The 22,350-nt window shown below is 37.1% G+C and carries 23 protein-coding genes; 11 read left to right on the top strand and 12 right to left on the bottom strand.

Annotation, left to right across the window (positions count from 1 at the left end):
* Positions 1–74: 74 nt before the first annotated feature.
* The 6 genes from AC59HC_RS05690 to AC59HC_RS05665 all read right to left on the bottom strand — a co-directional run bounded on the left by AC59HC_RS05690 (position 75) and on the right by AC59HC_RS05665 (position 8,604).
* Entirely contained in the window at positions 75–1,148 is a 1,074-nt protein-coding gene (locus tag AC59HC_RS05690; RefSeq protein WP_496558154.1) for a hypothetical protein, read from the bottom strand.
* Positions 1,145–2,605: a helix-turn-helix domain-containing protein gene (locus AC59HC_RS05685; protein WP_496558153.1), complete on the bottom strand. Its 1,461-nt coding sequence runs from the start codon at positions 2,603–2,605 to the stop codon at positions 1,145–1,147. The genes AC59HC_RS05690 and AC59HC_RS05685 overlap by 4 nt, the downstream gene beginning before the upstream one ends.
* Before the next feature lie 149 nt (positions 2,606–2,754).
* Positions 2,755–4,161 carry an MFS transporter gene (locus AC59HC_RS05680; protein ID WP_120214051.1) on the bottom strand — a complete coding sequence of 469 codons (1,407 nt, stop codon included), beginning with the start codon at positions 4,159–4,161 and terminating at the stop codon, positions 2,755–2,757.
* Between the two features lie 54 nt (positions 4,162–4,215).
* A complete protein-coding gene (locus tag AC59HC_RS05675) occupies positions 4,216–4,860 on the bottom strand; it encodes a uridine kinase family protein (RefSeq protein ID WP_496558152.1) in 645 nt (214 codons plus the stop codon).
* Positions 4,861–4,879: 19 nt separating this feature from the next.
* Positions 4,880–6,013, bottom strand: coding sequence for a glycoside hydrolase 100 family protein (locus tag AC59HC_RS05670; RefSeq protein WP_120214049.1), 1,134 nt, complete (start codon positions 6,011–6,013; stop codon positions 4,880–4,882).
* A gap of 167 nt (positions 6,014–6,180) precedes the next feature.
* Positions 6,181–8,604, bottom strand: a complete 2,424-nt coding sequence (locus tag AC59HC_RS05665) for a TonB-dependent receptor (RefSeq protein WP_496558151.1) — start codon at positions 8,602–8,604, stop codon at positions 6,181–6,183.
* Between the two features lie 243 nt (positions 8,605–8,847).
* Between AC59HC_RS05665 and AC59HC_RS05660 the strand changes: the two genes are divergently transcribed.
* Positions 8,848–9,783, top strand: coding sequence for a LacI family DNA-binding transcriptional regulator (locus AC59HC_RS05660; RefSeq protein ID WP_074234357.1), 936 nt, complete (start codon positions 8,848–8,850; stop codon positions 9,781–9,783).
* Positions 9,784–10,084: 301 nt separating this feature from the next.
* On the opposite strand, the gene AC59HC_RS05655 is transcribed toward AC59HC_RS05660, so the two are convergent.
* The 5 genes from AC59HC_RS05655 to AC59HC_RS05635 form a co-directional block, all read right to left on the bottom strand.
* Positions 10,085–10,843 (bottom strand): LytR/AlgR family response regulator transcription factor, encoded by a 759-nt coding sequence (locus AC59HC_RS05655; RefSeq protein WP_221408301.1) that lies wholly within the window; start codon positions 10,841–10,843, stop codon positions 10,085–10,087.
* Positions 10,840–11,931: a sensor histidine kinase gene (locus tag AC59HC_RS05650; protein ID WP_496558150.1), complete on the bottom strand. Its 1,092-nt coding sequence runs from the start codon at positions 11,929–11,931 to the stop codon at positions 10,840–10,842. The genes AC59HC_RS05655 and AC59HC_RS05650 overlap by 4 nt, the downstream gene beginning before the upstream one ends.
* 116 nt (positions 11,932–12,047) lie before the next feature.
* Entirely contained in the window at positions 12,048–12,638 is a 591-nt protein-coding gene (locus tag AC59HC_RS05645) for a cytochrome b (RefSeq protein ID WP_074234364.1), read from the bottom strand.
* On the bottom strand, positions 12,631–13,740 hold the full coding sequence (locus tag AC59HC_RS05640; RefSeq protein WP_496558149.1) for a catalase family peroxidase: 1,110 nt from the start codon (positions 13,738–13,740) through the stop codon (positions 12,631–12,633). The genes AC59HC_RS05645 and AC59HC_RS05640 overlap by 8 nt, the downstream gene beginning before the upstream one ends.
* A 451-nt stretch (positions 13,741–14,191) precedes the next feature.
* Positions 14,192–15,208: a recombinase family protein gene (locus AC59HC_RS05635; protein ID WP_496558275.1), complete on the bottom strand. Its 1,017-nt coding sequence runs from the start codon at positions 15,206–15,208 to the stop codon at positions 14,192–14,194.
* 257 nt (positions 15,209–15,465) lie between these two features.
* Between AC59HC_RS05635 and AC59HC_RS05630 the strand changes: the two genes are divergently transcribed.
* The 10 genes from AC59HC_RS05630 to AC59HC_RS05585 all read left to right on the top strand — a co-directional run bounded on the left by AC59HC_RS05630 (position 15,466) and on the right by AC59HC_RS05585 (position 21,509).
* Entirely contained in the window at positions 15,466–16,062 is a 597-nt protein-coding gene (locus AC59HC_RS05630; RefSeq protein WP_496558148.1) for a TetR/AcrR family transcriptional regulator, read from the top strand.
* Between the two features lie 100 nt (positions 16,063–16,162).
* Positions 16,163–16,441 (top strand): GNAT family N-acetyltransferase, encoded by a 279-nt coding sequence (locus AC59HC_RS05625; protein WP_496558147.1) that lies wholly within the window; start codon positions 16,163–16,165, stop codon positions 16,439–16,441.
* Positions 16,442–16,444: 3 nt separating this feature from the next.
* Complete coding sequence (locus AC59HC_RS05620; RefSeq protein ID WP_496558146.1) at positions 16,445–16,597, top strand: hypothetical protein; 153 nt, start codon at positions 16,445–16,447, stop codon at positions 16,595–16,597.
* Between the two features lie 54 nt (positions 16,598–16,651).
* The gene (locus AC59HC_RS05615; protein WP_496558145.1) at positions 16,652–17,107 is read left to right on the top strand and encodes a VOC family protein; all 456 of its coding nucleotides are present in this window, start codon (positions 16,652–16,654) and stop codon (positions 17,105–17,107) included.
* 9 nt (positions 17,108–17,116) lie between these two features.
* Positions 17,117–17,938, top strand: coding sequence for a class I SAM-dependent methyltransferase (locus AC59HC_RS05610; RefSeq protein ID WP_496558144.1), 822 nt, complete (start codon positions 17,117–17,119; stop codon positions 17,936–17,938).
* A 152-nt stretch (positions 17,939–18,090) separates the two neighbouring features.
* Entirely contained in the window at positions 18,091–18,630 is a 540-nt protein-coding gene (locus AC59HC_RS05605; RefSeq protein ID WP_496558143.1) for an alpha/beta hydrolase, read from the top strand.
* 10 nt (positions 18,631–18,640) lie between these two features.
* Complete coding sequence (locus AC59HC_RS05600; RefSeq protein ID WP_496558142.1) at positions 18,641–19,180, top strand: DinB family protein; 540 nt, start codon at positions 18,641–18,643, stop codon at positions 19,178–19,180.
* Between the two features lie 59 nt (positions 19,181–19,239).
* Positions 19,240–19,713, top strand: coding sequence for a PaaI family thioesterase (locus AC59HC_RS05595; protein WP_496558141.1), 474 nt, complete (start codon positions 19,240–19,242; stop codon positions 19,711–19,713).
* 35 nt (positions 19,714–19,748) lie between these two features.
* Positions 19,749–20,603, top strand: coding sequence for an alpha/beta fold hydrolase (locus AC59HC_RS05590; protein ID WP_496558140.1), 855 nt, complete (start codon positions 19,749–19,751; stop codon positions 20,601–20,603).
* A 6-nt stretch (positions 20,604–20,609) separates the two neighbouring features.
* Complete coding sequence (locus tag AC59HC_RS05585) at positions 20,610–21,509, top strand: MBL fold metallo-hydrolase (RefSeq protein ID WP_496558139.1); 900 nt, start codon at positions 20,610–20,612, stop codon at positions 21,507–21,509.
* Between the two features lie 10 nt (positions 21,510–21,519).
* Here AC59HC_RS05585 and AC59HC_RS05580 read toward each other — a convergent pair whose 3' ends face one another.
* On the bottom strand, positions 21,520–22,014 hold the full coding sequence (locus AC59HC_RS05580) for an alpha/beta fold hydrolase (protein ID WP_496558138.1): 495 nt from the start codon (positions 22,012–22,014) through the stop codon (positions 21,520–21,522).
* Positions 22,015–22,350 lie beyond the last annotated feature (336 nt).

Here is a 22,350-nt window from a genome sequence, read left to right as displayed (position 1 = left end):
ACTTGAATATGACAGTACAAAAGACCATCTAAATAATTCTGAATGAATTATTTACATTTCAAAAAGAAACAATATCAATTAAAAGTTTTTTTCATTGAAAAATGGTAGAAAAACGAAGTTAAAAGAGTTAAAATGATGACTAAAATCGAAATCGTTATGAAATTCCATATTACGTTTTTATTATTTTTATGGATAAAATTTGCATTATCATTAATTACAAGCCTTTCAATTGTTTCATTCTGAAATTTTGAAATTTTCAATAATACTTGATTATATTTATCAAAATAATAAAGATATAATTTGTAATTTTTTCTTAAATAACTATCCTGAGCCATCAGTCGATAATAAAGAGATGTAAGCTCTGCATCATACTGAACAAAATCATCGACATCAATAGTTTTCAGTAATTGGCCAGCTCTATCCAAATCTTTTCTTTTTAAATAGATATCGACCAGCCCCACAGATGCAAAGTATTTATTATAACCTAATCCATCTTTTTTGCTGTCCAGAACTTCGGCGTAGAGCTTTTCTGCATCTTGGGTCTTCCCAATGGATTCCAAACAGTGAGCTTTCTGGATATCAATCAAAAGCCGGTTTGTAACAACCACATCCTCAGCTGGTAACTGATCATAGACGGTCAGTGCCTTGTCAAAATATTTTATGGCAAACTCACAGTTGAGCTCATTTTTGAAGACAATACCTTTCACATTATAGACATTGCCTTGAATAAATAGAAGGTCTTTGGGCAACGATATTATATTGATTAAATTCTCTGCCTCGTCTAGATTTCTCTTGGCGTCAGCATTCATATTGATTTGCTGATACTGGTTTCCGAGCATCGAGAGAAAACGGACCTGATTGATTTTATCATCATTTTCCTTGGCCATCTTAATGCCCTGATTGCAATTTCTAATGACCTGACTGATGTCTCCCAGAACCATCTGCGCATTGACCAACTTGGAAAGTGCTCTAATTTTTGTAGGATAATCCTTAGCTTCCAGGAGTATTTTCGTAGAAATGCTCACCAATTTTTTTGGATCGGTAAAAATAAGATTCGCGGCTTCGTCCAACTGTTTATCGTTCTCCGTTTTTTGTCCAAATACTGCGAAGGCGAAAAGCATCAATAGTATGTTCAATAATTTTCTCATCCATTTATTTTTTGGAGAAATTCTGTTGGCGAAAGGTTCATCCTGTTTTTAAAAATCGTTGTAAAAAGGCTGTGTGACGAGAATCCGCACTCGTCTGCAAGATAACTTACCTTATATTTCCTGTATTCTGGATTTTCTTTGATCTTATCAACAATATAATCGATTCTGAGATTGTTGATATAGGTATTAAAATTAGAGTTTTTATGTTTGTTAACCACCTCGGACAAATACTTCGGATTGGTATCGAACTGTTGCGCCAGAGTTTTGAGCGACACCGTTTTCTGGATGTATTTCTGATTTTTTTCAAACTCTTCGAGCTTGTTCAGAATCCTTTTTTCCGTTTTATCTGAAATGACGAAATTTTTGACCTCTGTACTAGCAGGCACTTTTTTTGCGAGCCTGGACTTATACTTTACAGACCAATAAATCAATATTATTGCGATGATGAAAATCACAATAATTGCGAGATAGATATACCGGAACATCTTTTGCTGAGCTGCCAGTTTTTCCTCATTCATCTTGTTGATATGGTTCACCAACATTGCTTTGGCAACCGATTTTTTTGATTCGATGTTTTGAATAATGTTGAAATAATTATTATTCGCCGAACCAAGCATATTGAATTCATTGATTCCTGCAGAAGCTTTTGCCAGATTTTTGTAAAAATCTGCTTTCAGTCCAATATTAGAAATACCGGAAGCCGAACTCTGGAAATTTTTGAGTAAATCAAATGCAGCCTTTGGGTTACTCTTTTCCAATTCAATTTTAGCTAAAGAGTTGAAAACCAGAATCTCGTAATAAATACCAGACTTATTGATGCTTGTTAGTCCACGGGCATAATTTCTTGCAAGTATCGATTTAGCACTATTCTTGTTCAATAATTCCGAAAGCCATATACTGCTCTGAATCAAAGCCTTGTTATTACCTGCTTTTTTGTAATTCTCAATGGCAGATTTCAGAATGGCAATTCTTTCGGAAGGTGCAAATACTTCAAAACTGGTTTTATCAATCGCCAGATCTGCAAAAATTATTTGTTTTGAAAATTTAAAATTCTGAACATCATTGCTTATGTTTTTCAACTCACTGGTTAGACCTAAAGCCTGGCAAAGTTCTGCGTACAAGTATTGATATTGAAAGAAAATCTCAGACTTTTTATCATTCGTTGCAATTTTTTTTAATGCTGATAAACTGTTCAATGCTTCCTCGTAATTGCCTTTGATTAATAATGACTTAATGCGGAGAATCTGCGCGTCGGCTGGTGAAATTTTGGAATAATACTTCAGCAGCGGTTCCAGCTGTTGACTGTCGTACTGCATCTTGTCCAGGATCTCTTCTCTCAGGATTCCGACATCATTCGGCGTCTGCGGGGTATAGAATGCAATAATAAATAAGCACAGAAAAACAACAATGCGCTCTGTCAACAGATTTACTGGTATTTTCTTTATTATTGCTATCATACTAACTTACAAAAATAGGAAATAATTATCGCTATCTTATTAACTATATACCACACAATTGTAATTCTCAAAAACCCAACTATCTGCGATAATTTCTAAGTAAGTAAATTTGATATCTAAAAATTAAGTGATCTTCGATTACATAATTACTATTCGTACTTTTTTTCTTCAGGCTTCATCAACATCACACACGCACCAGCAATCAGGAAAAGAAATCCCGTCAGAACAATGACCAACGAAGGGTTGTCATTCAGAAAGGTTTTGTAAATGAATCCGAAAGAAACAGTCTGTAACAGCATCGGTATTACGATCATCATATTGATAACGCCCATATAAACTCCTCTCTTCTTCGATGGAATAGATGGAGAAACCATCGAATAAGGCAGTCCCATGATGGATGCCCAGCCTATTCCCAACGCGACCATCGGAAGCAGAATGAGATACTCATTCTTGATGAATGGCAATGTCATTATACCAAATCCCGTGATACAAAGACAGAAAATATAGGTGTTTTTGGAAGTAAATTTTTTGGCAAAAGGCACCAGTAATAAGGCCGAAATCATCGTTACGATATTGTAGGAGCCATTCATTAGTCCGGTTTGTCCAACAGCAACTTCCACTATGTGAAGCACGTTTTTTGCCCAGGATACATCTTTTTCTGCTACAGAAACTCCGCTCTTCGCCAGTGCAATGATTTTGCCTGCCTTTTGCTCATCGCTTTCAGAAATTCCATATAGCGACAGCTTGAGCATTGGCGTGATGAACTGCCAGTAGCAGAACAGCGCATACCATTGGAAAAGATAGACCAAAGCCAGCTGCCAGAGTAATTTCGGCATATCCCGTATTGCAGAAAAAATTTCTATGAATGGTGTAAAAAATGTACTTCCTTCCTTGAACTTTCTGAGTTCTTCAAGCTCTTCGTCAGATGGAGGAATCTCAGGTGTTCTGTAAACCGACCATACCACTGATGCTATAGAACAGAAAGATCCCAGAAAAAAAGAATAATATACCCAAACAGGAATACCACCACCGGAAGCATTGCCGCCGAGATATTTCTGGAAAATGAACAATGACAGGTTAGCAAGTGTAATCCCGGCTCCAACAAACAAGCTCTGCATCTGAAATCCGAAAGTCTGCTGTTCGTGCGGAAGTTTGTCTGCAATGAAAGCACGGTAAGGTTCCATCGCCGTATTATTGGCGGCATCCAGAATCCAAAGTAATCCTACTGCCATCCAAATAGCGGAACTGAAAGGAAACAAAAATAAAGAGATACTGCAAAAAATGGCTCCCAAAAGAAAAAACGGTTTTCTGCGCCCCCATTTAGGACTCCAGGTTTTATCGCTGATGGCACCAATTAATGGCTGAATCAGCAATCCTGTAATAGGACCGGCAAGATTTAGAATTGGAAGCTGCTCTGCGTGTGCTCCGAGAAAAGTATATATCGGGTTCACCGCGGTCTGCTGCAATCCAAAACTGTATTGTATTCCGAAAAAGCCGACATTCATATTCCAGATTTGCCAAAAACTGAGATGCGGAATTATTTTCTTTGTTGTCATAATTTATTTTTCTTTGTGAGAATCAACAAGGTAAAGTACTATTAAATACATCATTTATTTCGGCAAGAGCTCGTAATTCTTTCCAAGAACGAGGTCTGCTTTTGCTTTGAATTGTTTAATAATCTGATGTTCTATTTCCAGCACCTGTTCTACAAAATCACTCATTTCATCGCGGTTTCTGCTCATCCTGTTTTCATAGGTATCTTTGTAATTTCTGTCGATGAAAATTTTAAAATCAAAATCATCAATTTCCAGAATGTAGGTGCCTTCCACGATAACAACTTTGTAATCTGCTACCTCTGTCTCTTCGCTGGCTATCCTATTCTCATTGTAATGTACCAAAGGTTTTTCTATTTCCGTTTTCCCATTTTTAAACTCGGAAATATTTTGGGAAAGCTTTGCCAAATCGACTTCCTGTATTCCTACATTTTGTATGGATTTCAGGCGATTTTCGTGATTACTCTTTGGTGGAAGTTTAAAATAATCATCCATCTGCCACACCAGACTTTTGATGTTATTTTCGTTTAAAATCTTTTGAAGTGCAAAAGCGGTCACAGATTTACCGCTCCCGCTTTCTCCTGCAATTCCTATGGTGAGTTTGTGTTTACTTTTTAATGGCAATTTTGTATTCAGTATTTCAAATATTTCTTTACCTGTTGCCAGATGAATCTCTTTAAGTTCTATTATATCTCCAATCATTTTATTCTTTCTTAATGTATTAATTCTGTTTTTCCAGGGTCATCATCAGATATCCTGAAGCCGAAAAGCATAATTGCTCGGTTCCCAGAGGCAGGAGTTTATCGGTGGAATAATATTCCCTGAAATGAAAACCCTTTTCCTGCATCAACTGTTCGTACTGTGAAAGTATTTTTCCAGGGATCTCTGCCAATCCTTTTCTATTAAGTGCCAAACAAAGCCATCCCAAAAATATAGGCCAGGAACCGCCATTGTGAAAATGGTGTGGTTCGTTTTTGAAGCTATAACTGTAATTGTTTTCCAGGAGTTTCCAATCGTAATCGCCGGGATAAATCACGGGATAGAATACGGGAAGCATCCAGTGTTCGAATTCTGTATGAAGACCTTCCAAAAATCCGGTAAAAGCTTCGAGATCCAATTCGAAATCCAGGAGAATCGCCAAAGCATTTCCTGCCAGGTCAAATCGGTCATCGTAGCCATTGGCATTAAGCGATGCCCAGAAATAAGGTTTTGCATCGGTTTTGGCGTAAGCTGTTTCGTGGTATTTTGGTTCTGATGAATCGTTCTTATAAAAATTTTCCTGAATCAAATTCCGGATGTGTGTTGCCTGAATTTCCAACTCGGAGTTCTGGTAAAGCTCGGCTGCATTTTTCACCGCCCAGTAGCGCAAAACATTATCGTAGAGCGTGTATCCGGAAGTTACATATTCGTCTGCCCAGTTGCCGCCTAACGGACTGTACAAAAGATCTTTCTGATTGTATTCCCAGGTTTTGAGGCAGGACAGTGCTTTCAGTATTTTTTCTTCGAAAGATTGTTTTAGGTCATCTTTTTGATAAATTTTCAAATATTCGCAGGTTACAATAATCCACCAAGTGGTGGCGTCTGTTCTGCCAACGTGTGTTCCGTAGCTTGCTTTTCCGCTCACAACATTGGACGGAATCTGCCCGTTGTCCGCCTGATGTTTGGCAAGCGTGCGGATAGATTGTTCCAAGCCCGCCAGAATCTCTTCATCATTGACCAAAATACCGGCATAGCCTGTCATCATAGAATCTCTTGCCCAGACGCGGGCATAGTTGTCCCTTTGCTGCGCCGATGCTAAAATTCCTTCTTCCGTAATTGCTTTCCTGATAATATCTATGGCTTCTTGTTTAAACATATCTAATTTTTACTTTTATATGAAGCCAAAATCTATCAAAATTTGGCTTAAATGTTTTCTGTATTACCTTATCGATTCAAAATAAATTCATATTAATAAAACTAAGTTGAGTATAAGCAAAATAAAATATTTTTAAAAATATCATATTCTGATCTGTCATCAATTATCTACAAATCAAATTTCACACTCACGCTGTAGCTGGCTCCCGGAAGTGTTCTTGCTCTCACGATTCCGTTTCCGCCGGCAATGGAACCTTCTTCTGCCTCTGTCACCGCAATGGTATTGAATACATTATTAGCATTCAAACTTACGGAAAGGTTTTTGAGCACCTGATAAGAAACATATGGATTTACGATAGCGTAACCCGGCATTAACAATTTGTTGTTATCCTGGGTAAATGCTTTGGTAGCGCCGATCAGGTAGAATCCTACATTGAACTTGTTCGCATTGAAGTTAGGATTCACTGAATACATCAATTTCGGTGTTCTTCTCGGCATATTTCCGATGATAGTAGGGTCTATAGCATTTCTAATTTCTGCGTGGGTGTAGGTAAGACCGGCCTTTACATCTAATCCCTTCGTAATTTTGTAATAACCATCTAATTCTACCCCGAAAGACTGGTATTTGTTATCCGTTTTTCTCTGAGTTGTAGCTTCGTAATTGGCTTCTTTGGTTCCTGCATAGAACAAAGTGGTATTAAGGAAATAGCCTGAACCTCTTAATTTATATCCCGCTTCCACCTGATTAACCTTATTTACTTTCACAGCATCCAAAGCCGGGTCGTCATTATTAGTATAATTGTAACCGGAAAACAGGATTCTGTCCGCAGATGCGCTTCCGCCCTGGCTTACTCTTGCGAAAACCGCATTTTTGTTGCTCAGAGCATAGTTGGCACCTACCGAATATCCGAAGATGCCGTATCTGTAATTTACTGGAACATTAATGTTATCATTGGAACCAACCATCTGTTCAGGAATGTCAATCACGCCGTTTCCGTTCATATCACGGCTGGTGTAAGTTACTGTAGCTCCTGAGAAATAGCCTGTTACTTTTCCAATGTCATATCTTGCACCCGCATCGATTGTTAATTTGTCTGTTGCATTGATTTCCACCTGAGCGTGCGGTGCGGTAATATCATATTTGGTGTTGTAGTCTCTTTTCAGGTTGCCCCAGTCTTTCATTCCGTAGTTAAGCAAACCATTATCAGTAATGTATTGTCCTGACGTATTTTTAACATCAACTAATCTTGCATTTTTATCGCTCACTTCCTTCAGGTAGTTGTTCCACATCCAGGACATATTGATGTTCTGGGATGCCTTGTATAATCCTGCGTTGAACTTCACAATATCCCATTTTTTACTGACGTTAAAGTCATTCACAAAATTATTGAAGTTGTTCAGCTTTACATTGAAAAGGGCAATTTTCATATAATTCGCATTCATATCAACCGGCGTGTTGGTTCCCGCATAGACTGCGCTTCCGAAATTGGCGAAATTAGTTGCATTGAAAAAATCGCTACCCTTGCTCACACTTGCAGGGAAAGGTGCCACAAACTGTCCGTCATTGGCAGCATATCTGATTTTTTCGTCCAATTTCCAGCCTTCTCCCAAATCATAATTGAATTCGGCACCGATGGTTTTTGAAAGGGAATGCATCCCGTCTGAAACATCGGTATTGAAAATATTACCATCATTCCCCAAAGTCCTATCGTGCTGCAGATTGATGGTCTGCAACGCACCAGTAAGAATGTTGTAGTTAGGCAGTGAAGACCATTTCGGGTCAGCATCTGTACCTTTAACGCCAACAGGCATCGGCATATAAGCTGCAGTTCTGTCATCCAGAACTTTTGCATAAATCCTGAAGCTTCCTTTTTCAAATTTCTTAAGAAAAGACAGTCTGAACTGGCCGCCGTTGTTGGAATTAAATCCTGTTTTTCTTGGGCCATCCCCTATCCTGTAGAAACCTCCCACTGCCATATAAGTATCATCGCCTATTTTGGTTCCGTAATCGAAATCGGTTCTGTAATTTTTGTAATTAAGTCCCATTTGCTGGGTAATGCTTCCGCCTTCTTTCTCACCGGTCTTGGTAATAAAGTTGATAATTCCGGCCGGAGAGTTGCTCGCAAATACCGAAGCCGAACCTCCTCTAAGTGCCTCAACTCTTGAAACGAACGAGTCAAATCTTGTAAACTGGTCCTGAGTTCCGAAAGCAATGTCACCAAACTGCATGACCGGAAGACCATCTTCCTGAATCAGCAAATATCTGGAACCACCGGCCGAAACAGGAACCCCTCTCACGGTAATGTTAGAATTACCTTCCCCACCTGAAGATTCTGAACGGATTCCCGGAATGGTACGGAAAATCTCTGCGGTAGTTCTTGGAGCTGCATTTTCTATATCTTTCATTTTTAATGTAGAGATAGACGTACTGGTCTTGATGGATGCTTTAGGATTAGAGTTCCCTGTAATCACCACTTCATCAATTGTTTTATCTCTTGATATTGTGTCATTTACAGTACTCTGCGAAAACATAAAGGCCGCGGTGTTCATCGCACCGAAAATCAGTAATTTAGTGAACATCTTTGATTCCATATCTTTATGAAGTTTTTTTGTTATGGGTTAAAAGTATTTTTTTTAACACATCAAAAATGCGTTTTGAATATTGTATTAACATTGCGTTAATATCAACCGGTTGCGCAAACGGTTGCGGTTGGTAACAAAATTTTATTTTAACGTTTTATTAACTTTGAATATTTCAAATTTAACATATTTTAACAATTAAAACAATGTAAATCATTACTAAATTACCCCAAAAATATACTCCATTAACTCAAAATGAAAAGAATCACTATAAAAGATATTGCAAAAATGCTCAATATAAGTACCTCTACAGTGTCCCGAGCGCTTAAGAATCACCCTGACATCAGTGCAGCTGTAAAACAGCGTGTAAAAGAGGTTGCAGATACCTTCAACTATGTCCCGAATGATTTCGCCATCAATTTCCGAAAGAAATCATCCAAGGTTATCGGACTTATCATCCCGGAAATTTCGATGTTTTTCATTCCTTCCATTATCAAAGGGATTTCCTCCGTGCTACATTCGGAAGGCTATAACTTTTTTGTGCTTTCTTCGGAAGAATCTCTGGGAATGGAAGAGGAAAATCTGCTTACCTGTATCAACTCAAGGGTGGATGGCATCCTGATTTCTCTCAGCAGACAGACAAAGGACCTCACCCATTTCAATAAAATTAAGGAGCTGGAACTTCCTTTGGTCATTTTCGACAAGACCATTCCACAAAATGTCTTTGAAGAGGTGATATTTGACAACAGGCTTTATGCGCAAACTGCCGCCCAAAAGCTCATAGAAGCTGGCTGTAAAAATATTGTTGCTATTTTCGGGGATGAAAACCTGGAAATATCACAAACCCGTAAAAATCATTTTTCAGAGGTTATCGATAAGCACAAAGATGTAAAGTGCAAGATCATCTACTGCAATTCCGCCGATATGGTAAAGGAGAAAATGAGTATCATCTTTGATTATGAAGACTTCGACGGTTACTTTGTAATGAGTGATGAGACTCTTGCCGGACTGCACAGTTCCCTTGTCAATAAAAAAACGGCTTCCCCAAAAGCTAAAGTCGTTGCCATAACGGAGGGAATTCTTCCAAAATATCTGGACGATTCCTATGAATGTATCATTAACGACGGCTATGAAATGGGAAAAACGGCTGCGATGAAACTATTGACAATCATTAAAAAACAGTCTATTTAAAATTTACTCAATTAACTGTACTTGCTTGAACATTTAAAGAACCGATTTTGTTATTGTGCACTTACGCAAACTCAGTTGTATGAAAGTTTTTTTATATCTCGATTTTTCTACATTAAAATTTGTGGCTACCAGAATTTTACAATATAATTTTAATGTATTTTAATTCTAAATGACTACGTGACGAGGAAATATTTTATATACCATACTTTATTTTAACATTTAATTTACAATAAATTAGAATATATTATTAAGCTAAAATCTCAATTGCTATAATATTATTTTCGTAATGACAACCTCTTGATTAGTAACCGATCCAAGATTTAAATTGTGCAGATTTTTCTCGACTTATGATAATTGCTTCATCGCTTTTTTTTAGTTTTACTTTAAGCTTACCCTTAAAATAATTGCTGATCTGTAAAATAGAATTAATGTTTATAATATACTGCCTGTTGGCTCTGAAAAATAATTTGGGATCAAGTTGCTGTTCCAGTTCTTCCAACGTTTCCGGAATTATTTCCTCCTCACCATTAGCCAGCCTGGCTTTCGTCATTTTAAATTCTGAATAAAAGTACATTATATCATCAACGAGTACAGTCTTATAACTATCTCTATATGATATCAGAAAACGATTCCTGTAACCTTGTGGCTTCAGAGAAGTTAAAAGAGTTTCCATTAATGTACGATCAATTTTTACAATCGTCTTTGCTTCGAGTTTTTCTATAGCCATATTCAGTTCATCCTGCTCAATAGGCTTCAAAAGATAAAAAACACTGTTATACCTGAACGCCTTGACTGCATATTCGTCATATGCAGTGGTAAAGATAACGGGGCAAAGGACTTCCGCTTTTTCAAAAATTTCAAAACTTAATCCATCAGACAGCCTGATATCCATCATCACAACATCGGGCTGCTCATTTTCATTAAACCACTCCACACTTTCCGCAACGCTTTCAATAACAGCTACTATCTCTGCATTTGGTCGTACTTTACCAAGCAGACGAACAAGTCTTTCTGCATTGGGAATCTCGTCTTCAATAATTAAAATCCTGCTTGTCATCATAGTTTAAGAAGTGGTATGGTTACTTTGAAACAATTATTGGCTTTACTGATCTCAACCGGCCGTTTTGACAGCAAATGATACCTACGTTTTATATTGGTTAATCCTATACCAAAAGAATCTTGAACCTTTGCAATTGGCAGCATATTATTTTCAACTGTCAATGTTTGCGCATTATCAGTACTGATGCGTACGATCAGTGGTTCTTTTCGGTTCGTTTTATTGTGCTTTAACGCATTTTCGACAAGAAGCTGCAAGGTAAGAGGCGGCATATAAAGATTTTTTGATGACTCATCTGCAGAGATATGAAACTGTACCCCATTAGAGAACCGGTGTTCAATAAGAAATCGGTAAGACTCTAAAAATTTAAGCTCCTGTTCCAGCGTAATAATATCTTTTTTAGCATTTAGAAGAAGGTAACGGTATATACGGGAAAAGTTTTCAGCATATGCATATCCCAGCATCTGATCTTTGAGGATGGTCTCAGACAATACACTCAGATTATTGAATACAAAATGTGAATCTATCTGAAGTTTTAATGACTGTAACTCAGCATCCAATGCTACCTGCTTAAGCTCTGAAGCCTTTAATGCCTCGTTTTTCCAATTTGATATCAGGTAATTGCCAATATGAATTCCTACGATAAATAGTGCAATAATAGTACTAACGACAAGCCACTGGATCATCCCTCTTGCCTCTTCTACGGATCCTCCCGGACCAAATCCAAAAGTCAGAGGTTTTCCATTCATCCTCGATTTGAAAAAGTTAATAATCAGCTGTACTGCCAGGATTACAAAAAGATTCAGAAATATTTCAATCGTAAAACGCTTTCCAGGATAATTGGTCCAGGGAACACTTTGGTTAAACCTGTTGCTGATGAGAATGCTCACTTCTGATACAATAAAGCAAAAAATAAAAGAGGTTGCAAGATCCCGGCTTACTTTCGTCCAATCCCTTTTAAAAAAATTGCCCCAGTAAGGAGAGAACGGATCGATGATGAATGAAATGAGGTACATCATTAAAAAGGCAAAACAAACAATCAATATTCGTTTCCAGCGGTTATTCAAAAATGCATTTTGTTCTTTCTTCATAAAATAGATCTCAATTGTTAAGTCGAATTATATTATTAAAATTCATTATAAATTAAAAAATGAGAATTTAAATATACAAAGACTTTTACACCGATAGCATTTTGCCCTTCTTAAGTTTATTGGTCAGAACAGATTTCCTCAGATTTATCAGTTAGCTTTTTTTGCCCTATCATTGATTGCAGAATGTTGTCTCTGTAAATAAACCCGTGAATCAAGGCCGCAGAAAGATGCCCGACTATCATAAAGAAAAACGCCCAAGCCATTATCCGGTGTGAATCGTGCAACAAGGCATAAGAAGTTGGGTTTTGTTCTAATATCGCGGGAAGATGGAAACCCGGGTAAAGCCTCACCGGGAAGCCACCGGCTGACAGCTGTGCCCAGCCGGAAAGAGGCAGTGCAAACATCAGCGCATAAAATACCCAATGCAGTATCGTAGCCATATATTTCTGCCAGCCCGGCATTTCACCGGGAAGCTTTGGAACGGGTCTGGTCAGGCGGTTGATCAAACGGACAATTACCAGCAGCAGTACAGCTACTCCCAACGGTATATGCAAATCCAGCAGCCAAGGCCTTAATGTTAATGATGTCATCATTCCTACTCCCACGAATAACATTGTTAATATCATTGCGGCCATCAGCCAATGTAGGATTCGCGCCGTAATATTAAAAGATGAAGGAGGCATCTGAGTCAGCTTTTTATTATTCATCGTTATTTGTTTTGAGAGTTGTCTTTTTAGGTTTTCCTACAGCATCGGTCGCTTTGCCATAACCGATTTCTCTTACCCTGTCATTGTACGAATGAGAATATATACCTGCCCTTGCTGCTAAAACAGGATCATCAGACAACGCAATTCCCTTCGGCACAAGCGTTGGATCAAAGTTGATATCCCTGCACCCACCTTCTGCCTGATCAAAAACACGGTTAACTTCCAAAGTCCCTGCAATGATTTGTTTACGGTTTGCAGGCCATTGTTGGGAGGGGTCGTTGACAGGGTCTCCGGGTTCAGCGATAGTCAATACCAGATCCCAATAAAGAGGAGCTTTTTCCAGTCGCTTTTTCAATTCATCAAATAAATAGTTTGGGCCAGCCTTTTTTCGTTCTTCTGCGCTCATCGAAACAAAGGGAGCGTGCGGACGCATTGACCAACGAACAGGATGTTCTTTTCCGTTGGAATCTATTAAAAGAAATGCATTGATAACATAATATTCCGAGCCTGCAAAACTTTTAGTCCAGGGTGCCTTGGCATCATATTCCATAGACTTTTTTGCTTCAGGGTATTCTTTAAGAAAAGCTGCAACCTTTTCAGGATTAGGTTTTCCTGTTGTAGGATCGGGCTTAAAAGCTTCAATTTGTTTTAGAAATCCTACGGCATCCCGAGTGCCAAAAAAAGGTTTATTATTCAATTTCATTCGCCACTGTTCGCCATCAGCAGATGTCAGCATCAAAGCCATACTTACTGTACGGCTGGAATTATCCGGCGCGTGCGGATTGCCGGTACCTAAAGAAAATCGACCCACTGCAGGAACATCTTTCTGTCCAAATACCTGTGCTATAGATAATGGCACAGCATTTCCAGAAGCGTGAAAAGTGCCTTCAAAGCAAATACCTTTGCCGTGAGCCCGACGGTATCCTGCCGGAAATGAATCCGGTGTATTCTCTAAAAATGTTCTGGTCGTATTACGTTGCCCAATAAGACCTGCAGACCACGCAAAGGCTGAAACTAGCAGCAATGCAGTAAGGGCAATACCCGCTAATCTGATTCCGGTTTTTCGTTTTATGGAATCAGCTGGAAAAAAATATTTTTTCATAATATTCTGGTTCAATTATTTATATTTATTAATACAAAGAAATGAACGAGAAGCCGACATCTGACTTTTATCTTTACCGAAACGGAATAATTGGCTACTGAAATGGACTTTGAAATAACTGAAATTTACTACTATTTCAATCCTGATTGTATCAAAGCTTTACGAAACTATCAATTTTGTTTAAAAAAATTATGCTCAAAGGCTATGAAATAAATATATTGAGATTCTCCATTTAGCATTTTCATTGGTCAAATCATCAACGAAAAAGTATAATCGTGGTGCTAAAACTTTAATCCCTTATAATCCCATGCAATGTTTTTTTTATTGCTTTATAGATAAAGTACCAAACCGAATTTGCCCAGCTAAAAAACAGATATTTTTTAGCTTCAATTTTTAATGAATGTAAATTAAACAACATTTAATACATTCAAAATATTATCAATATCTAATATTAATTGGTTTGAATATAGTCCTGTGATGTCACAAGACGGGGATTAAGATTTTTCAAATTTTGATCCCCTCTTTTTTTTCCACCTAATTCCTTCTTAATCAAAAAAATACTTTTAGCAAAACTATTCATTTTAGCGGTTCGAAAACTAGTTCCGTCAAAAGTTAACTTTTCAGGAAATATCGAACCAACAATCGCCCGTTTATCAATCAAATTGGCATTTCTGTAACGATCTGCTACATTTGTTACAGCATCTAATGCCAAAGAAAGTTTAGTTTCAATTTCACTCTCGGGGCTTTTCTTTATCAAACCTGACTTTTCTTTTAATTCGTCCAGTTCACCCTTATACCTATTCTTAATGTCTCTAAAATCATCTTCATCGATTTTATCAGATAAAAACATATCTCTTGCCTTTGAGATTCTTTCATTTAGAGAGTTGATTCTATTTGTAATAGTAGATCTTTCATCTTTTATCGTTGATGAAACACTTTTGAAATTATGTAGAATTATCGTATTTAAAATTTTTCTAATACCAGGCTGAAACTCATATTTTGAAAGTTCACTTTCAAATAGTTCATTAACTAAATCAGAATTATGTCTAAATCCACAGGCAGAACTGCAATGATAATAGTAGTAATGCTTTTTTCTTCCTTTTGAACCGCTCGCAGTAAGATTGTTTCCACATTTAGGACAGAGCAAAATTCCTCGCAAAGGGTATCTTTCATCATTAATTGCTTTTCCTCCTGGCAACCTTAGGTCCTTGGTCCCTTTTCGTCGTAAAACATTCTGAACCTTCATAAAGAGCTCTTCTGATATTAACGGCTCGTGTTTTCCCTCCACTATTTTCTCCTCTTCTTTTCCATTAGCACGTAATAATAACTTCCCACAATAAGCTACATTCTTTAAGGCTTCCATAAAAGCATTTAAAGAAATATTCCTCCCATCATGTTTGTTCATTTCAACACGCACTATAGCTGTAGGTAAATGACCTTTGGCCACTTGTTTAAATGCCCATATTATATTAGAAGCTTCCGGCTCCTTAAGAACACTTGTCTAAAGAATATGTACTTGGCATCGTTAATCTTAGGTATCATTCGTTACTTAATTTCGCAAGATTCTGACTATGCAAACATGAAATAATTGCAAAATTACCGAAAATCATAAAAGTTGCCATCTAATTAGCAGTGAAATAAATTCAGTTGTTAACTTTATTCATAAAAAAAACCGATTGTTCTATTTTATTATTTAACTTTGTCCCGGGTAAGAAAATAGTACTGATGAAAACTCAAAAATCCGAAACTACCAAACAGCTGATCATAGAGAAAACTTCGACCGTTTTTAATGTGAAAGGCTATGCGGGTACATCCATAAATGATGTAATGAGCGCCACTGGTCTTTCGAAAGGTTGCATCTATGGTAATTTTGTGAATAAGGATGAGATTGCATTAAGCGTATTTGACTATAATTTTGCTAAGGTAACGCAGCATATGAAAGAACGTATTTTAGCAACTAAAGACTCACTTGAAAGGTTGTTGGTTTATCCTCATACCTACAAGAACTATTTTAGGTACCCTTATTTGCAGGCAGGATGCCCTATTTTAAATACTGCCACGGAGGCTGATGATACACATCCGGCACTGCAGAAACGCGTACAAAAAGCCCTGGCATTTTGGAAAACATCTATCGAAAATCAAATCAAACGCGGCATAGATAGAAATGAAATAAAAGCAGATACCGACCCTACCGAAATTGCTGTAGTGATGATCTCGATGATCGAAGGTGCTTTTATGCAGGCAAAGGTCAACAAGCATATGACAGAGCTTAATATAGCGATGTCCTTTTTAGAGAGAATGATCAGCAATCTGAAAGCATAATTTTTTTTTGCTTATGAAAAGACCGATCGGTTTATTTTAATAAATATTATACTAAAAAACGAATAAAATATCATTAAAACTAAATTACCATCTTAAAGTTATGCCAACACAAATCAGGCTCGCAACCACCGGAGATTATCCAGGAATCATGGAAATCTGGGAATCCGCTGTAAGAGCAACTCACGACTTTCTTGCCGAAGAAGATTTCATTTATTTCAAAGAAATCATCCCAAAAGATTATCTGACCCATCTCGAAGTATTTCTTCTTATTGAAAATAGGAAACCTATCGGATTTTCTTCGGTATCAGAAGGAAACCTCGAAATGCTTTTTATTCACAATGACTACCGCGGCAAAGGTTATGGAAAGAGCCTATTTTAATTTATGGATGAGACAATAGGCATTACAAAGGTTGACGTCAATGAGCAAAATTATCAGGCTATCGGATTTTATGAAAAATTAGGGTTCAGAAAATTAGGACGATCTGAAAAAGATGGATCAGGTAAAGATTATCCGATAATTCATATGCTTAGATGACAAATGTCCCTAATTATCAAAATACTATAATTATTAATAATAAAATATATAAAAATGATTGAAGGATTATACGAGACACACATTCAAGTAAGCAACTTGGAAAACGCAGTTCAGTTTTATACTCAAATATTGGGACTTGAGTTTGCACACTATGATGAAACCAGACCGATTGCATTTCTTTGGATTGGAGAAAATAAAAAGGCCATGCTTGGACTTTGGGAACAACAGGGTAATCTCCATAAAAGACATTTTGCATTCAGCTGTTCCAAAGATTTTATCTTAAAAGATGCAAATACTTTTTTAGATAAAAACGGATTAAAGGCGTATAATTTTCTCAAAAATGGCAGCAATGAACCAATGGTTTTTACCTGGATGCCCGCACTTGCTCTTTATTTTGACGATCCAGACGGAAATCAACTGGAGTTTATCCATATTCTGAACGGTAAAAGTCAACCAGAACTTGGCGTAATCAGCTACGAGGAATGGCAAAAAATCAATTCACCTCAGTAAATAAATAATATGAATGCAGAAGACAATTATTTGGAAATAAACAGGGATTCTTGGAATACCAGAACAGAAGCTCATATCAATTCTGATTTTTATAACCTGGATGCCTTTTTGAAAGGGAAAAGTTCATTAAAAGATATAGAAATTAATTTACTTGGAGACTTGACAGGCAAATCCGTATTGCATTTACAGTGCCATTTCGGACAGGATAGTATCTCTTTAAGTCGCCTGGGAGTGGATGTGATCGGCGTTGACCTTTCGGATGTAGCAATAGATCGAGCACGGGAACTGGCAAAACAGAGTAATGTTTCAACAGCTTTTATCTGCAGCGATGTTTATGATCTGCCCAATCATCTGGATCGCGAGTTTGATATTGTCTTTACAAGTTATGGGACCATCGGCTGGCTTCCTGATCTGGATCGGTGGGCAAAAATTATTTCTAAATTCCTGAAACCCGGCGGTACATTTGTTTTTGTAGAATTTCATCCGGTTGTCTGGATGTTTGACTCGGCGTTTAAAAAGATTGAATACAGGTATTTTAATTCCGGAGCCATCATAGAAATCGAAAAAGGAACTTATGCAGATAAGGATGCGGAATTTGAAGTCAAATCAATTGGCTGGAATCACGGCTTAGCCGAAGTGATAGGTAGTTTGATGCAAAATGGTTTAGAAATAAATTCCATTGAAGAATTTGATTATTCACCATACAATAATTTCAATAATTCAATTGAATTTGAACCCGGTAAGTTCAGAATTGCTCATCTGGGAGACAAAATTCCTATGGTATATGCATTAAAAGCCTCAAAAAGGCATTTTACGGATAAGGAACAATAAAATTTTATATTGTCCTTAAATTAAAATACTCGGTTTATTCAAATTATATGTTTTTCAGGTTAATAATTCTTTATCTGTCATTTCTTCCACTTACTGTTAATGCTCAAAATAGTACTCAAAAAAAGTATGTATTTTTTTTGCATAATAAATTTTTGGAAGAACATTCGTTAAATGAATCCCATCCTAAATACGGACCAGCGGCATATACAGCTATTTTAGAAAAACTTCAGTCTAAAAATTCTGTTATACTATCTGAAAAAAGAAAGCCCGGCACTAATCCCAAGATATATGCAAAAAAAATGATTCTTAAAATTGACAGCTTACACAGTGATGGAGTTCCTTATGACCATATTTCAATTGTTGGAACGTCTCAGGGAGGTTATATAGCTCAATATATCTCCTATTATGCCAAAAATCCAGATTTGAAATTTGTTTTCATTGGTGCAAGCTTTAAAAATGATTCGATGAATAAAAATCAAAAGTTCAGGCTCTACGGTAACATTTTATCGATTAATGAAAAAACTGATGTTGACGCTGAGTTATTATCAAGGCAACTTAGGTTTAAAGATTCTGATTTAAAATCTTTTAAAGAAATTACCCTCAACACAGGCCTAGAACACGGCTTTCTGTTCAGGGCATTAGATGAGTGGATAATACCTGTCAAAGAATGGATAAACAGTAATAACCTATAAATTGATACTTATGAAAGAAGTAAAGTCACAATCATTTGTCAGATGGTTCGATCGACAATTTGATTCAAACACAGGTTCGGAATATTTTGACAAATTTCTACAACGCCTTGAACATTTTCCGGTCGTTTTATATCAACTGCTGAAAAGTTGTCCTAAAGAAGTTTCAACGCTCAAAAAGGGAAATAAATGGTCTGTCAATGAAAATATAGGACATTTGATTCTCTTAGAAGGCCTATGGCGAATCCGTTTTAGAGATATAAAGGAAGGAAAGCCTGATATGTCTCCTGCCGATTTAAACAATACAGCAACCGATCAATCTTCTTTCAACAAAATGTTGGTTGAAGAGCTTGCTGAAGGTTTGAAAAATGTAAGAGCCGGGACCATTACAATGCTTCAAACATTGAGTGAAAAAGATTTACTGAAGACAAGTATGCATCCTAGGTTACATCAACCAATGAATATCATTGACCTGATGCATTTTGTTGCGGAGCATGATTTGCACCACTTGAACGCCATACAATCTATAATCGGACGCATGGAAACGATATAATTTTTTATCACAAAAAAGACCGATTGGTTTATTTTACACAAATATAAATAACAACAGATATGACAAAGTTATCAATATTGGATTACTTAAATAAATTGATAAAAAGGGAAATCACAGATGACATGCATACGCACATGCATTACCCGACACCAATATCAAAAACATTGGGGATAGACATTGTTGAAGCCGGTTCAGGTACAGCTACTGTACAGATCAATGCTACAAAAGAAAAGCACAGTAACCAACAGGGAACCATTCACGGAGGTCTGCTTTGTGAACTGGCAGACGCAGCCATCGGAACCGCACATTCGACCCTTATTCAGGAAGGCGAAACTTTTACATCTGTAGAATTGAAAATCAATTTTTACCGACCCGTTTTCGAGGATATACTCACTGCCAAAGCATCACCCTTACATAGTGGAAAAAACTTAAGCCATTATCAATGCGATATTTTCCGCAGTGATGGTAAAAAAGCCGCTATGATAACAAGTACGGTCATGACTTTAAGAGATGATAAAGCGACAGGACGTTAATCTAATTCTCAATTACAACTTTATACAAACCATTCATGAATCAATCAATCTTTAAAAGCCCTGAAGGAAAAGACAAAATTATCCGGACTTACGACGATGCCATAAAAAATGCTCCATTGAATTTGAAAACCGGTGTCCTGAAAACAACTTATGGGGACACCCATTTTTTGGCGGCAGGAAGTCAACACCAAGAAATTATCATCTTATTGCATGGCGCGTCTTCTAATGCGACATCATGGTTATCCGACATGGCTGAATATTCAAAACAATATAAAGTCATAGCAATAGATATTATCGGAGAGGCAGGAAAGAGCGCAGAAACCAGACTTTCTTATGAAACAAATGACTTCACAAAATGGCTAAAAGAGATTTTTGACAGGCTCAATATCAGCAAGGCAAATATAATCGGATTATCGCAAGGAGGATGGCTGGCATTGCGCTTTGCAACAAGCTTTCCTGAATTAGTCGACCGGCTGATTTTGCTGACACCGGCGGGAGTAGTTCCTACCAAAACAACATTTATCATAAAAGCCATCCTCTATTCCCTTTTGGGAACAACTGGACGTATCAAGATTAATAGATTGGTCTTGGGAAGCCAGCGTGTGGATCAAAAAATTGTAGCATTTATGGATTTAATACAAACCAATTTTAATGCGAGGATAGAAAAAGAATATATTTTTTCAGATGATGAGCTCAGCCGTTTGACAATGCCTGTGTTATTCATTGGCGGAGAACAGGATGTAATCCGCTCTACTCAGGAAATTGCTGCTAGATTGCAACATATTATCGACGACTTTACCATAATAACCATTCCGGAAATGGGACATGTTTTGACTGGATTAGCACCACGAATATTTCCTTTTTTAAACAAAACACTAATTAAATCGTAGTACCTGATGAATACGCAAATAAACTACAGTCACCTCAAGATTCCATTTGATAACCTGGAAATCTATATTCTTTTCGATGGATATTTTGATATAGGATCATATCAGCCTATTATTGCAACGGATGCAACACCTGCAGATCTTCAAAAAGAGCTTAACCGACTGCATTTACCTGCCGATATCTACGAAGCTCCTATTAATGTGATGCTTATCCGAAAGGATGAACAATTAATACTCATAGATACAGGAGAAGGCTTTTATGATAAAAAAAATGCAGGCAAACTATTATATAGCCTGGAAAGTGCCGGATTTAAAGCCAGTGATATTTCTGATGTATTGATAACGCATGCTCATCGGGATCACATTGGAGGCATATTAACCGAAGATGGTAATTTGGCATTTCCAAATGCAAGATTCTGTATTTCACGAACTGAACTGGAATTTTGGTTTGCAAAGAATCCTGATTTTTCCAACAGCCGGAGACCGGAGTTTGGGCATGCGTCTGTTTCACTGGTTAAGCAGATATTAAACGCCATTACCCACCGTTTAGAAATATTTGATGCAGGTGATGAATTATTTTCCTGTATTAAAACACAGGCAGCTCCCGGACATACTCCTGGGCACATCATCTTTACAGTGTATTCGGATAAGCTGTCCATTACGCATCTGGTTGATCTGGTTCATAGTTCTGTATTGATCTCTAATCCGGTTTGGGGAACACAATGGGATGCTGATTTTTCTTTGGGAATCAACACCCGAAAAAATATACTGGAACAATGTTATGAGCAAAAATCTATAGTTTGCACATCCCACCTTCCCTGGCCGGGAATAGGTTTTATTGACAGATATCATGATCAATGGCAATGGACTCCAAAACCATATCTCTCACCGTTGTTACTCACATTTTGATAATGATGTTTCATTCAGCTTTAGCAATAAAATTTGAAATGTCTTTCACAAGCGACGGAAACAGTGAATCTGGTATAGCGTGTCCCATACCTTTTTTTATGATCAGCTGAGAGTCGGATATATTGTTTTTTAAATCAGTCGCATGTTCTATACTGAAAAGCGGATCTTCGTTCCCATGTATCACTATAGTAGGCGCCTGAATATCAATAAGAACATTCGGATTAAATATATAAGTTACGAGGGCGACTATTTGGCGATAAGGTCTTACCGAAGAAGATTTTCGGATTTCATCTTCAATAATTAGCACCTGCTCTTTTTCCTCATTGAGGATATATCTGCTGCCGTAAATAGCTTTCATAAAGTCTATTTTTTCTTTCAAATAGGCTTCCCGGTTATCTTCGAAATTAACAGATGAGCTGGTCATTTTTTTTACCAATGCATCATCAGGCTTCGGAAGAGCTGGATTAAAACTTGAAGACATCAATAAAGTTAGTGTCTGAGCCATTGCCGGATATCGTGATACGAATAGCTGTGCTATGATACCACAGTTGTAATGCTGTAATCCGATTCCAAATTTTCATCATGAAACTGTGAAGATAAGAAACGTCGTAGGGCTTCCAATATTGTAAAACACTCTTGAAAAATAGAAAGTTTATGAATTTTTGTAAAGAAAAATATATCATTGATTGTTATTATAAAGCTAATTTTTTTACACCAATTTTTGAGACTACCTCTATAATATTAATTTTAAATAATCAATCACTCTGAAGTGTTTATCAATTCTAAACACAGTATTCTATCAAGATCTTCTAAAAAATGGTTCGAAGATAATCCTGTCAAG

The organism is Chryseobacterium sp. DZ-32 (assembly GCF_059587025.1).
Note: the sequence above shows the minus strand (reverse complement) of the source record. Positions and strands in the feature narration are given on the sequence as shown.

Bases quoted from the DNA above. Each gene is read 5' to 3' on its own strand.
- AC59HC_RS05645 (WP_074234364.1), bottom strand. From the start codon at position 12,638: ATGAATAATAAAAAGCTGACTCAGATGCCTCCTTCATCTTTTAATATT.
- AC59HC_RS05620 (WP_496558146.1), top strand. From the start codon at position 16,445: ATGGATGAGACAATAGGCATTACAAAGGTTGACGTCAATGAGCAAAAT.
- AC59HC_RS05630 (WP_496558148.1), top strand. From the start codon at position 15,466: ATGAAAACTCAAAAATCCGAAACTACCAAACAGCTGATCATAGAGAAA.
- AC59HC_RS05670 (WP_120214049.1), bottom strand. From the start codon at position 6,013: ATGTTTAAACAAGAAGCCATAGATATTATCAGGAAAGCAATTACGGAA.
- AC59HC_RS05675 (WP_496558152.1), bottom strand. From the start codon at position 4,860: ATGATTGGAGATATAATAGAACTTAAAGAGATTCATCTGGCAACAGGT.
- AC59HC_RS05665 (WP_496558151.1), bottom strand. From the start codon at position 8,604: ATGGAATCAAAGATGTTCACTAAATTACTGATTTTCGGTGCGATGAAC.
- AC59HC_RS05640 (WP_496558149.1), bottom strand. From the start codon at position 13,740: ATGAAAAAATATTTTTTTCCAGCTGATTCCATAAAACGAAAAACCGGA.
- AC59HC_RS05650 (WP_496558150.1), bottom strand. From the start codon at position 11,931: ATGAAGAAAGAACAAAATGCATTTTTGAATAACCGCTGGAAACGAATA.
- AC59HC_RS05610 (WP_496558144.1), top strand. From the start codon at position 17,117: ATGAATGCAGAAGACAATTATTTGGAAATAAACAGGGATTCTTGGAAT.
- AC59HC_RS05580 (WP_496558138.1), bottom strand. From the start codon at position 22,014: ATGGCTCAGACACTAACTTTATTGATGTCTTCAAGTTTTAATCCAGCT.
- AC59HC_RS05595 (WP_496558141.1), top strand. From the start codon at position 19,240: ATGACAAAGTTATCAATATTGGATTACTTAAATAAATTGATAAAAAGG.
- AC59HC_RS05600 (WP_496558142.1), top strand. From the start codon at position 18,641: ATGAAAGAAGTAAAGTCACAATCATTTGTCAGATGGTTCGATCGACAA.
- AC59HC_RS05685 (WP_496558153.1), bottom strand. From the start codon at position 2,605: ATGATAGCAATAATAAAGAAAATACCAGTAAATCTGTTGACAGAGCGC.
- AC59HC_RS05590 (WP_496558140.1), top strand. From the start codon at position 19,749: ATGAATCAATCAATCTTTAAAAGCCCTGAAGGAAAAGACAAAATTATC.
- AC59HC_RS05680 (WP_120214051.1), bottom strand. From the start codon at position 4,161: ATGACAACAAAGAAAATAATTCCGCATCTCAGTTTTTGGCAAATCTGG.
- AC59HC_RS05655 (WP_221408301.1), bottom strand. From the start codon at position 10,843: ATGATGACAAGCAGGATTTTAATTATTGAAGACGAGATTCCCAATGCA.
- AC59HC_RS05660 (WP_074234357.1), top strand. From the start codon at position 8,848: ATGAAAAGAATCACTATAAAAGATATTGCAAAAATGCTCAATATAAGT.
- AC59HC_RS05585 (WP_496558139.1), top strand. From the start codon at position 20,610: ATGAATACGCAAATAAACTACAGTCACCTCAAGATTCCATTTGATAAC.
- AC59HC_RS05690 (WP_496558154.1), bottom strand. From the start codon at position 1,148: ATGAGAAAATTATTGAACATACTATTGATGCTTTTCGCCTTCGCAGTA.
- AC59HC_RS05615 (WP_496558145.1), top strand. From the start codon at position 16,652: ATGATTGAAGGATTATACGAGACACACATTCAAGTAAGCAACTTGGAA.
- AC59HC_RS05625 (WP_496558147.1), top strand. From the start codon at position 16,163: ATGCCAACACAAATCAGGCTCGCAACCACCGGAGATTATCCAGGAATC.